The sequence below is a fragment of the Pseudomonas sp. GL-RE-26 genome, assembly GCF_019956275.1.
In the GTDB taxonomy this organism is placed as follows: domain Bacteria; phylum Pseudomonadota; class Gammaproteobacteria; order Pseudomonadales; family Pseudomonadaceae; genus Aquipseudomonas; species Aquipseudomonas grandcourensis.
Window position 1 is genome coordinate 93,084 of sequence record NZ_JAHBDI010000011.1, and the last position, 12,351, is coordinate 105,434.

General features: G+C 57.0%; 11 protein-coding genes. 6 read left to right on the forward strand and 5 right to left on the reverse strand.

What is annotated here, in order from left to right; genetic code table 11:
• The first annotated feature begins 2 nt into the window (after positions 1-2).
• Together gmhB and KGB07_RS07975 are read left to right on the forward strand one after the other, a co-directional pair.
• A complete protein-coding gene (gene gmhB / locus KGB07_RS07970) occupies positions 3-542 on the forward strand; it encodes a D-glycero-beta-D-manno-heptose 1,7-bisphosphate 7-phosphatase (RefSeq protein WP_185754839.1) in 540 nt (179 codons plus the stop codon).
• A gap of 83 nt (positions 543-625) precedes the next feature.
• Positions 626-1,405 carry a lysophospholipid acyltransferase family protein gene (locus KGB07_RS07975; RefSeq protein ID WP_223465358.1) on the forward strand — a complete coding sequence of 260 codons (780 nt, stop codon included), beginning with the start codon at positions 626-628 and terminating at the stop codon, positions 1,403-1,405.
• Between the two features lie 216 nt (positions 1,406-1,621).
• Here the strand turns inward: KGB07_RS07975 and KGB07_RS07980 are convergent, their stop codons facing one another.
• Positions 1,622-3,157 (reverse strand): sensor histidine kinase, encoded by a 1,536-nt coding sequence (locus KGB07_RS07980; RefSeq protein ID WP_223465163.1) that lies wholly within the window; start codon positions 3,155-3,157, stop codon positions 1,622-1,624.
• Positions 3,158-3,327: 170 nt separating this feature from the next.
• Here KGB07_RS07980 and KGB07_RS07985 point away from each other — a divergent pair, with 170 nt between their 5' ends.
• Complete coding sequence (locus KGB07_RS07985) at positions 3,328-4,044, forward strand: response regulator transcription factor (RefSeq protein ID WP_046042736.1); 717 nt, start codon at positions 3,328-3,330, stop codon at positions 4,042-4,044.
• Positions 4,045-4,781: 737 nt separating this feature from the next.
• On the opposite strand, the gene gyrB is transcribed toward KGB07_RS07985, so the two are convergent.
• Genes gyrB through dnaA form a run of 4 tightly spaced genes read right to left on the reverse strand, consistent with a single transcriptional unit; the run spans position 4,782 to position 10,992 of the window.
• The gene (gene gyrB, locus KGB07_RS07990; RefSeq protein WP_046039531.1) at positions 4,782-7,199 is read right to left on the reverse strand and encodes a DNA topoisomerase (ATP-hydrolyzing) subunit B; all 2,418 of its coding nucleotides are present in this window, start codon (positions 7,197-7,199) and stop codon (positions 4,782-4,784) included.
• A gap of 5 nt (positions 7,200-7,204) precedes the next feature.
• Entirely contained in the window at positions 7,205-8,308 is a 1,104-nt protein-coding gene (recF, locus tag KGB07_RS07995; protein ID WP_046038769.1) for a DNA replication/repair protein RecF, read from the reverse strand.
• A gap of 20 nt (positions 8,309-8,328) precedes the next feature.
• Positions 8,329-9,432, reverse strand: coding sequence for a DNA polymerase III subunit beta (dnaN, locus tag KGB07_RS08000; protein WP_007969885.1), 1,104 nt, complete (start codon positions 9,430-9,432; stop codon positions 8,329-8,331).
• A 39-nt stretch (positions 9,433-9,471) separates the two neighbouring features.
• Positions 9,472-10,992 carry a chromosomal replication initiator protein DnaA gene (dnaA, locus tag KGB07_RS08005; protein ID WP_046038773.1) on the reverse strand — a complete coding sequence of 507 codons (1,521 nt, stop codon included), beginning with the start codon at positions 10,990-10,992 and terminating at the stop codon, positions 9,472-9,474.
• A gap of 566 nt (positions 10,993-11,558) precedes the next feature.
• Here dnaA and rpmH point away from each other — a divergent pair.
• The 3 genes from rpmH to yidD are packed head-to-tail and all read left to right on the forward strand — an operon-like array spanning position 11,559 to position 12,349.
• Positions 11,559-11,693 carry a 50S ribosomal protein L34 gene (rpmH, locus tag KGB07_RS08010; RefSeq protein ID WP_003213577.1) on the forward strand — a complete coding sequence of 45 codons (135 nt, stop codon included), beginning with the start codon at positions 11,559-11,561 and terminating at the stop codon, positions 11,691-11,693.
• Between the two features lie 16 nt (positions 11,694-11,709).
• The gene (gene rnpA / locus KGB07_RS08015; protein ID WP_056727027.1) at positions 11,710-12,111 is read left to right on the forward strand and encodes a ribonuclease P protein component; all 402 of its coding nucleotides are present in this window, start codon (positions 11,710-11,712) and stop codon (positions 12,109-12,111) included.
• Positions 12,104-12,349 (forward strand): membrane protein insertion efficiency factor YidD, encoded by a 246-nt coding sequence (gene yidD, locus KGB07_RS08020; RefSeq protein ID WP_010207715.1) that lies wholly within the window; start codon positions 12,104-12,106, stop codon positions 12,347-12,349. The genes rnpA and yidD overlap by 8 nt, the downstream gene beginning before the upstream one ends.
• The last annotated feature ends 2 nt before the right edge of the window (positions 12,350-12,351 follow it).

A 12,351-nucleotide genomic window follows, 5' to 3' on the forward strand; every position in this document is an offset into this window, starting at 1 on the left:
GACTGCTGTTGAAACTGCTGATTCTCGATCGGGACGGAGTGATCAATTACGACTCCGACGCTTACATCAAGTCGGTGGAGGAGTGGGTTCCGCTCCCCGGTTCGATCGAAGCCATCGCGCAGTTGAGCAAGGCCGGCTGGACGGTAGCGGTCGCTACCAACCAGTCGGGCATCGCTCGCGGCTATTACGACCTCGCCACCCTGGATGCCATGCACGAGCGCTTGCGCGCGCTGGTGGCGGAGCAGGGCGGTGAAGTCGGGCTGATCGTCTACTGCCCCCACGGGCCGGACGAAGGCTGCGATTGCCGCAAGCCGAAACCCGGGATGTTGAAAACCATCGCCGCTCATTACAACGTGTCGCCGACCAATCTCTGGTTCGTCGGCGACAGCCTTGGTGACCTGGAAGCCGCCAAAGCCGTCGATTCACAGCCAGTTTTAGTAAAGACCGGGAAAGGCGAAAAGACTTTGGGCAAGACCCTACCGGTAGGCACATTGATTTTTGACGATCTGGCGGCGATTGCCGCAGAACTTATCCACAATTAGAGTGCTTCTGAAATTCCTGATAAAGGATCCATCAGGAGTGCGCTTTATACAGGCGGGCAATGCCCGCAACGGTAAACGTCACCATGTCGATATTGCAGGCCATCAGAACCTTCCTCTTTTACCTGCTGCTGGGCACCAGTTCCTTGCTGTGGTGCAGCCTGAGTTTTTTTATCGCGCCGTTTTTGCCTTTCAAGGCGCGTTATCGCTTCATCAACGTGTATTGGTGCCGCTGCGCCCTATGGCTGAGCAAAGTGTTTCTGGGTATCCGTTACGAAGTGAAAGGTGCCGAGAACGTGCCTGAACAGCCTTGCGTCATTCAGTCGAACCACCAGAGCACGTGGGAGACGTTCTTTCTCTCTGCTTACTTTTCACCGCTGAGCCAGGTGCTCAAACGTGAATTGCTCTATGTGCCGTTCTTCGGTTGGGCCATGGCCATGCTGCGACCGATCGCCATCGATCGCGACAACCCGAAAGCCGCACTCAAGCATGTTGCGAAGAAGGGCGATGAATTGCTCAAGGACAATGTCTGGGTGCTGATCTTCCCTGAAGGCACGCGCGTTCCTTTCGGCACCGTCGGAAAGTTCTCGCGCGGTGGCAGCGCCTTGGCGGTCAATGCCGAATTGCCGGTGCTGCCGATTGCGCACAACGCAGGCAAGTTCTGGCCGAAAACCGGTTGGGTGAAGAAGCAGGGCGTCATCACTGTGATCATTGGCAAGCCGATGTATGCCGCAGGCACCGGACCGCGAGCCATTGCTGAATTGAACGACCGGGTCCAGGCGTGGAACGAGCAGATGCAACGGGAAATGGGCTCGCTGCCACCGGCTCCGCAAGCGCCGGTTTCAAACGATCAGGTGGCTATCTGAGATTCTGTGGATAACCTGTGTACCGTTTCATCGAAAAACGTCGTTTATTGCACGTAACTTTATGATTTTTTTACATATTTCTTAGAATGATAAAAACCATAAAAACGTGCATAAGTTTTTTTTGGACGTAAAAAAACCGGCTGATATAGCCGGTTTTTTTATGCCCGGAACAATTGCTGACTTCCGATATGACGGAGCGACCTGAATCACTCGCGTTCATTCGGCAAGCAGCGGAAATTGCAGCCTGAATCTCGTACCCCGACCCACCTCGCTCTGACACTCGATTCGCCCGCCGTGCCGATCAACCACGGCTTTGACCATCGACAATCCCAACCCCACGCCATCGATACCCTGGGCGGAAGAAAAGCGTCGGTATTGGCTAAACAATTCGGGTAATTCCTCAGTGGCGATGCCTTTGCCCTGATCGATGAGATCACAGATCAGCCAGCCGTCGCGTTGACTGACGCGCAAACGGATACGAGTACCTGAAACACTGTATTTGATGGCATTTTCCAGCAGATTGAACAACGCCCGGGTCAGCAGCGCCTGATCCGCAAGAACCAGACTTTCCTGGGCTTCCTCTTCCACTTGATGAACCAGTTCGATCTGTTTCAGCTGCGCGATGGGCAGCGCCTGGTCGAACACATCCAGCACCAGCATCGCAAACAGGCTCGGCTGAAACTGATAAGCCTCGGACTCGGCCCTCGCCAGTTGTACAAAACCGTCAGTCAGTTCCAGGGCCCGGCGTACCTGTAGCTCGATTTGATCAAAGAGTTGCGCATCACCGCCCACTTGATGACGGTGGACGTCGAGCAACGCGAGGATGGCCGAGTGAGGTGCCCGCAGGTCGTGGGACAGGAACCGCAACAGGATCGCGCGCTGTTCCTCCGCCTCGCGCTCAACACTCAAATCAGTCAGGTTCCATAGCCAGCCGACCGGAATATCACCGTCTACCGGCAACAACCCGCCACGCTCCAGACGCAGGCTGCGTTCCCTTAGGTCGCGAAACTCCAGCAGCGGCAGTGTCGATAAAGACGAGCCCGGCCCACGACTCATATCCGGATAACCGAGCTGTTTAAGTCGCCCGAGCACATCATCGCCGACCAGATCCCCGCCAAACAGGTCGCGAGCCTTGCGGTTGCCGAGCAGAATCTGCCCTTGGGGATCGCTGATCAAGGTGGCCACCGGCAAGTACTCCAGACCATCGGCGATGAATCGGTGGGTATCGCGGGTCAGGCTCATGGCTTGTTCCAGCGCCATGATCTGCTTCTGCAAACGGTCGCCACCGGGATACTGGGCACGACGGCGCTCCGGAAACACTTTCGGCTCGCTGTCCAACCGCGCCAATTCCCAACCGAAATAGGTCAGCACCACACTGAGGCGCCGCCAGTTCCAGATCAGATAACCAAACAGCATCCCCAGCACCGCAGGCGTCGGTGACCACCACCAGCGCTTGAACTCCGCAAGGCCGGCGCTGGTCAGCAACGCACAAGCCATCCCCGTGAGCGTCAACCAGAGCGCCAGGCGCGGGCGCCACAGCAACAACCCGAGCACGCACGTCACCAGAACAAGGGAAAGCCCTGCGCTCAGACCTGGGGACGCATCGCCCAGGTTGATTTGCACGCGATAAGACAGCAACGTCGTCAGCGGTAACAGCACAAGACTTATCCACAACCACTCGCGCACCAATTGCCGAAACAATCGCTGTACCTGGCTTGGCTCTCGGATTTCACGGCGGCGTTGGTCAAACATGGCCAACAGGGCAGGACGGGGTAAACGGTTTCATGATTACTACGCCTGAAGTTTCGACTCAAAGAATCATAGCGGACGCCGCGACCAACGGCGGGCCACTTGCTTTCCCTGTTTCGATTGAGCCGCTATGGTCGATAAAGAGCTGCCCAAGCGACAAGGAATCACCCTGTATGCGCGTAGCGATTCTGGACGATGAGCCCGCCGAACTGCGCCGGGTCGAGCAAACCCTGCAACAAATGGCCGAAGCCGGAGAGCAGCCGTGGTCGCTGTACAGCTTCGAACGAGGCGAAGACCTGCTGCGCCAACTGCGTAGGGAGACTTTCGATCTGCTGATACTCGACTGGCAACTGCCCGACCTCACGGGTTTATCATTGCTGCTCTGGACCCGCGAGCACATGGAAGCGCCGCCTGCGGCAATCATGCTCACCAGTCGGGACGGCGAAAGCGATATCGTTCAGGCCCTGAATGCCGGCGCCGATGACTACGTCAGCAAACCCTTCCGCCCCAATGAACTGAAAGCCCGTGTTGGCGCGGTCCTGCGCCGACATGGCCAGCAGCGCGCGGCGGCCGAAGGGTTGAGCTTCAATGATCTGGTTTTCGACGACGCCGAACTGACCATCACCCGCGACGGCAAACCGATTGTCATGACCGAACGCGAATACCGCCTGGCGCATTGCCTGTTCAGCAACCTCGGCCGACCGCTGTCACGGGATTACCTGTACGAACGACTGTGGCCCCATGAAAAAATGTCGTCGTCCCGGCCGCTGGACACCCACATCTATCGCCTGCGCAACAAGCTTGGCCTGACGGCGGATCGCGGTTGGCAGTTGCTGACGATTTACGGGTATGGGTATCGGTTGGAGAGTGTGGCGCCAGCGAGCGAGTGAAACGCAGGATCGAGTAGGAGGCGGGGTTGCCCCCGCCGTCCTCTCACACCACCGTACGTACGGTTCCGTATACGGCGGTTCCTGCCTACTGACAAACAACGTCAGCGAGCTTGGTTCCGTTGATGTGTCGCCTGCGGTATCTAAGCGCCCAGACCGGCCCTCGGAGCTTCCGGCTCCTACCTCCTAATGGTCTTGACCTCCGCTACGCGGAGTTTCTGCTTTACGCTCCAACAGAGATCACACCCGACTATCCACTCATGGCAGGTTCAGCCCTTCATTACTCCGGTTTCGAGCAACTACTACGGCCTCTGCTGACTTCTGTCGCCCATCCCGTCATCTCGCGACGCCGGTAGCACATGGCAGGCTAAACAGATCTCCCAGGGTAATTCGCGCGACCTTCCTGCTTATGCCTGTCGGATCTACGTCGCAGCGTTCCGTGCAAGTATCGGGCTTTGAAGATATTGGCCTTCTTACCCCGCTGCGCCGCCTCTATCCGCTTCCTGTTCGTCAGGCCAGCATTTTGCCTCGGGCTTCCTTCAGATTCGCAGTCACCCGCGACACCCTTGCCTCTGGCTAACACTTCCCCTTGCCGGGTGTGTAGAGGACTTTCACCTCCAAGTCACCAGCGTGGCCACCACAGCCAAGCTGGTTGCGCTTACGCGCAACGCGCCATGCCTGGCGCACCAATAAAAAAGGCCAACGCAATGCGTTGGCCTTTTCGTTGGCATCGACCGGGATCAGAAGTCCAGGTTGGACACCGCCAGGGCGTTGCTTTCGATGAAGTCACGACGTGGTTCGACCGCATCACCCATCAGGGTGTTGAAGATCTGGTCCGCGCCAATGGCGTCTTCGATGGTCACTTTGAGCATCCGGCGCTGGCTTGGGTCCATGGTGGTTTCCCACAGCTGATCCGGGTTCATTTCGCCCAGACCTTTGTATCGCTGGATGGTGTGACGCTTGGTGCTTTCAGCCATCAGCCATTCAAGGGCTTCCTTGAACTCGGTCACCGGCTTCTTGCGCTCGCCACGCTGGATGTACGCGCCGTCGTCCAGCAGCGTGCTCAGCTGAGCGCCTAGCGAAACGACAGTCTTGTAATCGTTACTGCCGAAGAAGTCGCGGTTGAAGGTGACGTAGTTCGACAGGCCGTGGGAGATCAGTTCGACCTCTGGCAGCCAGACGTTACGTTCACGATCTTCACGCAGGCTGGCTTTGTAAACCAGGCCGGACTTCTCTACGGTGCGCAAGCGAACTTCGTACTGAGCCAGCCAATCCTGCATTGCTGCGTGATCGGACAGTTGCTCCATGCTCACCGCTGGCAGGTAGATGAAGTGCTCGGTCAGTTCCTGCGGGTACAGGCGCGACAGACGCTTGAGGGTCTTCATCACCAGACGGAAATCAGTCACCAGACGCTCAAGCGCTTCACCGGAGATGCCAGGTGCTTCTTCGTTCAGGTGCAGGCTCGCATCTTCCAGGGCCGACTGCGTCATGTACTCTTCCATGGCCTCGTCGTCTTTGATGTATTGCTCTTGCTTGCCTTTCTTGACCTTGTACAGCGGTGGCTGAGCGATGTAGATGTAGCCGCGTTCGATCAACTCCGGCAACTGACGGAAGAAGAAGGTCAGCAGCAGGGTACGGATGTGCGAACCGTCGACGTCAGCATCGGTCATGATGATGATGTTGTGGTAACGCAGCTTGTCGATGTTGTACTCGTCGCGACCGATGCCGCAGCCCAGCGCGGTGATCAAGGTGCCCACTTCTTGCGAAGAGATCATCTTGTCGAAGCGCGCCTTCTCGACGTTCAGGATCTTGCCCTTCAGCGGCAGGATGGCCTGGGTCCGACGGTTACGCCCCTGCTTGGCGGAACCGCCAGCAGAGTCACCTTCCACGAGATACAGTTCGGAAAGGGCAGGGTCTTTTTCCTGGCAGTCAGCCAGTTTGCCCGGCAGCCCGGCGATATCCAGCGCGCCTTTACGACGGGTCATTTCACGGGCTTTACGCGCCGCTTCACGAGCACGCGCCGCATCGATCATCTTGCCGACGACCAGCTTGGCTTCGTTCGGATTTTCCAGCAGGAAGTCGGAGAAGTACTTGCCCATTTCCTGTTCGACTGCGGTCTTCACTTCGGAAGAAACCAGCTTGTCTTTGGTCTGGGAGCTGAACTTCGGATCCGGTACTTTCACCGAAATGATCGCGGTCAGGCCTTCACGGGCATCGTCACCGGTGGTCGCGACTTTGTGCTTCTTCGCCAGACCTTCGGCTTCGATGTAGGTATTCAGGTTACGCGTCAGTGCGGAACGGAAACCCACCAGGTGAGTACCGCCATCACGCTGTGGAATGTTGTTGGTGAAACACAACAGGTTCTCGTTGAAGCTGTCGTTCCACTGCAGAGCGATTTCCACGCCGATGCCGTCTTCGCGCTGAATGTTGAAGTGAAACACCTGGTTGACCGCAGTCTTGTTGGTGTTCAGGTATTCAACAAACGCTCGCAGGCCGCCTTCGTACTTGAACAACTCTTCCTTGCCGCTGCGTTCATCCTTGAGGACGATGCCGACACCGGAGTTGAGGAAGGACAGTTCACGAATCCGCTTGGCCAGGATGTCCCAGCTGAAGTGGATGTTCTTGAACGTCTCGGCCGATGGCTTGAAGTGAATCTGGGTGCCGGTGGTTTCACTCTCACCAACGATTTTCATTGGCTCTTGTGGAACACCGTGGATGTAAGTCTGTTCCCAGATTTTGCCGCTGCGGCGAACGGTCAGGACCAGTTCTTTGGACAGTGCGTTCACCACCGACACACCTACACCGTGCAGGCCACCGGATACTTTGTAGGAGTTGTCGTCGAACTTACCGCCGGCATGCAGTACGGTCATGATGACCTCGGCTGCCGAAACACCTTCTTCTTTGTGCACGTCTACCGGGATGCCCCGACCGTTGTCACGAACGGTGATGGACTCATCCGGGTGAATGATGATGCTGATGTCGTCGCAGTGGCCGGCGAGAGCTTCGTCGATCGAGTTATCGACCACTTCGAACACCATGTGGTGCAGACCGCTGCCATCGTCGGTGTCACCAATGTACATACCGGGACGTTTGCGTACGGCATCCAGGCCTTTCAGCACTTTAATGCTCGTTGAGTCGTACGTATTTTCTTCGCTCAATGCCTTCACTCCCGATGGTCGTGGGTCTGGGTGATACGGCCCTGTTCCACGTGGAACAGAGCGACTGGCGTTTCCGTCTGCCAGCCTTCCCTCAATAATTCGTGATCTACACAGGTGATAAAGACCTGGCAGCGTAAGTCTTCCAACAAGCGGCAAAGTGCGCGACGGTGGTGCTCGTCCAGCTCGGACGGCAAGTCATCCACCAGATAAATACACTGACCGCGTCGAGCCTGGCTGACCAAGTGACCTTGGGCAATCCGCAACGCGCAAACCACCAACTTCTGCTGGCCACGGGACAAGATGTCCGCGGCGTTATGCGCGCCCAGTCTGAGACGCAAATCAGCACGTTGTGGTCCGGCCTGGGTATGCCCCATTTGCTGGTCCCGCTGAAGAGACCCGGCGAGCACAGCACTCAGTTCACGGTCCTTGTCCCAGCCGCGGTAATAGCTAAGCGTCAAGCCTTCAAGCTCAACCAGATCGCTCAAGGTTTGTTCAAAGACTGGTTTCAAGGCTTTGATATAAGCGCGGCGGTATTCATCTATTTCAGCGCTGGCCTGGCACAGTTCCCTGTCCCAAACCGCTTGCGAAACGGCGTCAAGTGTACCATGCCGCAGCCAAGAGTTTCTCTGGCGCAGGGCCTTCTGCAAGCGCTGCCAGGTTGACATGAAACGCGGTTCCACGTGGAACACACCCCAGTCGAGAAACTGCCGGCGAATCTTCGGCGCACCTTCCAGCAATCGGAAGCTGTCCGGATTGATCAGTTGCAGTGGCAGGATCTCGGCCAGTTGCGCGGCGCTGCGCGCATTCTGCCCATCGATACGGATCTGAAATTCGCCTTGTCGATCCCGAGAAATGCCCAAGGCGCTATGCCCACCCTCCGCCAGTTCAACCTGGCCAAAGACCGTGCACGCCAGTTGTTCGTATTGAATGACCGGCAACAGACGGGTGCTGCGAAACGAACGGGCAAGCCCCAGCAGATGGATGGCTTCCAGAACACTGGTTTTGCCGCTGCCGTTGGCGCCGTAAAGAATATTGATGCGGGAGGAGGGGGAGAAGGTCACCGGGTGCAGATTGCGCACCGCGGTGACCGAGACGCGACTTAAGGACATCTAGCTTCTGCTGAGCATGATTACAGACGCATCGGCATGACAACGTAGGCCGAGTCGTCGTTATCCGATTCCTGCACCAGCGCGCTGCTGTTGGAGTCGGACAGGATCAGACGAACCTGCTCGGTGGTCATCACGCCCAGTACGTCGAGCAGGTAGCTCACGTTGAAGCCGATTTCCAGAGAGCCGCCGTTGTATTCAACGCCCACTTCTTCTTCCGCTTCTTCCTGCTCCGGGTTGTTCGCCTGGATCTTCAGCTGACCGCTGGCCAGTTGCAGACGGATACCACGGTACTTCTCGTTGGACAGAATCGCGGTACGGCTAAACGCTTCGCGCAGAGCCTGGCGATCGCCAAGTACCAGCTTGTCGCCACCTTTAGGCAGCACACGCTCGTAGTCCGGGAATTTGCCGTCGACCAGTTTCGAAGTGAAGGTGAACTCACCGGTGGTGGCGCGGATGTGATGCTGACCCAGCACGATGCTGACATTGCCGTCCGGCTCGGTAAGCAGGCGTGCCAGTTCGAGGATACCTTTGCGCGGCACGATGACCTGGTGACGATCCGGCTGACCGATATCGGCCTGCATCGAGCACATGGCCAGACGGTGACCGTCGGTGGCTACGGCGCGGATCACGCCAGCGGAGACTTCCAGCAGCATGCCGTTGAGGTAGTAACGCACGTCCTGCTGGGCCATGGCGAAGCTGGTGCGCTCGATCAGACGGCGCAGCTTGCTTTGCTCCAGACTGCAGGTCAGCGAACCCGGGCCTTCTTCCACGGTAGGGAAATCGTTGGCCGGCAGTGTCGACAGGGTGAAGCGGCTACGGCCGGCCTTGACCACAAGCTTCTGCTCGTCGACCTTGATGTCGATCAGCGCATCGTTCGGCAGGCTTTTGCAGATGTCCATCAGCTTGCGCGCTGGCACGGTGATGGAACCCGGATCCGCCGGCTCTTCGAGTTGAACACGACCAACCAGCTCGACTTCCAGGTCGGTACCGGTCAGCGACAATTGCTGGCCTTCGACAACCAGCAGCACGTTGGAAAGTACCGGCAAGGTCTGTCGGCGTTCGACGACGCCTGCGACCAGTTGCAGGGGTTTCAACAGGGCTTCGCGTTGAATGGTGAAATGCATGGTCTAGTCCCTTGCCTTAATAAGCTGCGCTGGTGTTCATCAAGTGGTCAGCGTACGCAGCAGGTTCTTGTAGTCCTCGCGGATGTCCGCGTCGGATTCCTTAAGTTCGTTGATCTTGCGGCACGCGTGCAAGACCGTTGTATGGTCGCGACCGCCAAACACATCGCCGATTTCCGGCAGGCTGTGGTTGGTCAGTTCCTTGGACAACGCCATGGCGACCTGACGCGGACGAGCGACCGAACGCGAACGGCGTTTGGACAGCAAGTCGGAGATCTTGATCTTGTAGTACTCGGCGACAGTGCGCTGAATGTTATCCACAGAGACCAGTTTATCCTGCAACGCCAACAAGTCCTTAAGGGATTCGCGAATCAGCTCGATGGTGATATCGCGGCCCATGAAGTGCGAGTGGGCGATCACGCGCTTGAGCGCGCCTTCCAGCTCACGGACGTTGGAGCGAATGCGCTGGGCAATGAAGAACGCGGCGTCGTGAGGCAGTTCGACTTTGGCCTGATCGGCCTTCTTCATCAGGATCGCCACGCGGGTTTCCAGCTCCGGCGGCTCGACCGCTACGGTCAGGCCCCAGCCAAAGCGGGATTTGAGGCGCTCTTCAAGGCCTTCGATTTCCTTCGGGTAGCGGTCACTGGTGAGAATGACCTGCTGGCCACCTTCGAGCAGGGCGTTGAACGTGTGGAAAAACTCTTCCTGGGAACGCTCCTTGCGGGCGAAGAACTGAATGTCATCGATCAGCAACGCATCCACCGAACGGTAGAAGCGTTTGAACTCGTTGATCGCGTTCAGTTGCAGGGCCTTGACCATGTCCGCCACGAAACGCTCGGAATGCAGGTATACGACCTTGGCATTCGGGTTCTTCTTTAATAGATGGTTACCCACAGCGTGCATCAAGTGGGTTTTACCCAGGCCGACGCCACCATAAAGGAAGAGCGGGTTGTAACCGTGCTTGGGGTTGTCAGCCACCTGCCAGGCGGCGGCGCGCGCCAGCTGGTTGGATTTACCTTCAACGAAATTCTCAAAGGTAAAGGTGCGGTTCAGATAACTGGTGTGCTTGAGCGCACCTTCGACCTGCACGGTACGTTGTTCGGCACGAACCGGAGCCTGTTGCGAACTGGCACCGGCCATTGGGTCGAAGCTGTCACGGGAAGGTTCTTCCTCGGTGACCTCAGCCACTTTTTGCGTCGCACGCTTGGTCGACGCTGCAGCAGGTGCCGGCGGCGGACTGGCGGGCGCTTGAGCAGCCTGCGCCTGGGAAGCCGCGGCAGCCAGGGGAGCATTGGGCGCGGCACGGGGTGCCGAACTGCGTTTGCTGCCTATTAATAGGGAAAGCGCAGGCGCCATGCCATTGCCGTGTTCATCGAGCAATTCGAGAACACGCCCCAGGTACTTTTCGTTGACCCAGTCCAGAACAAAACGATTGGGCGCATAGACACGCAACTCGTCGCCTTCGGCTTCGACCTGTAGTGGACGGATCCAAGTGTTGAATTGTTGGGCAGGCAGCTCATCGCGCAGAAGCTCCACGCACTGCTGCCAAAGTTCCACTGACACGGATATCCCCTAAGTTGAAAGCCGGTGAGGCAAAAACAAGCGGCCATTGTAGCGACCAGACGCCGACTTATCCACACGAAGGTGGTTCATCCACCAAGAAGAATCACCCTTTCATACGCAAAAAAGGCGACCAGTGGTCTGTGTATAAGCTCTGTGGATAACCGGGGTTAAGGTCATTGCACAAGTGGGGGCGAAACTCGGTGGATAACCGGCCTGTGGATAAGGTGACCTTTCACACACAGGTTATCCGACAGCGCAGCACAGGCTGAACACTGTTTTCCACTGTAGTTGTCATTCTCTGTACATCAGGTAACACAAGGGCTGAATCGACTTATCCACAGAAGGGTGCGGGCCTAGCTTTTATAAGCTTTACAGAAAAGCTTTAAATACTTTCCTTTCTTATTTTTATATCTACGCAAGGAGCAAACGCTGAAAAGCCTTTGAAGATCTATTTATAAGGAAACGTTGGTTGGAAATTGACCTGAAGGCTTGCTTTCTCTAGAATCCCCGGTCTCTTAAAACGGGGGCCATTCCGGCCCGTTGTGGACGAACCAGGTAACACGACAATGAAACGTACTTTCCAACCAAGCACTATCAAACGCGCTCGTACCCACGGTTTCCGTGCTCGCATGGCTACCAAGAACGGTCGTGCCGTCCTGTCGCGTCGTCGCGCCAAAGGTCGTGCGCGTCTGGCAGTTTGATAATCCGGCACTGGAGGTGAGTCAGGACTTCAGTCGGGAAAAGCGTCTGCTTACCCCCCGGCAATTCAAGGCAGTCTTTGACTCCCCTACCGGCAAGGTTCCGGGGAAAAATCTCCTGCTCCTTGCGCGCAACAACGATCTTGATCACCCCCGTCTCGGGTTGGTTATCGGGAAAAAGAGCGTAAAGCTCTCCGTCGAGCGCAATCGCCTCAAACGTCTGATGCGCGAATCGTTTCGCCTGAACCAGGATTCTCTGGTCGGTTGGGACATTGTTATCGTCGCGCGCAAAGGTTTGGGCGATGTAGAAAACCCCGAATTGATTCAGCATTTCGGCAAACTCTGGAAACGACTGGCTCGCAGTTCGCCGGTACCAGCAGTCAAAACCGAAACTGTAGGGGTAGACAGTCCAGATGCGTAAACTGGCACTCGTTCCGATCCAGTTTTATCGCTATGCCATTAGTCCCCTGATGGCCAGCCACTGTCGTTTCTACCCCAGTTGTTCCTGCTACGCGTTAGAAGCCATCGAAAATCATGGCCTTCTTCGCGGTGGCTGGCTGACCTTTCGTCGTTTAGGTCGCTGTCATCCGTGGAATCCCGGTGGTTATGACCCGGTTCCACCTATCCCTACCTCCCGTTCTTCTTCGATGGCCGAGTAATC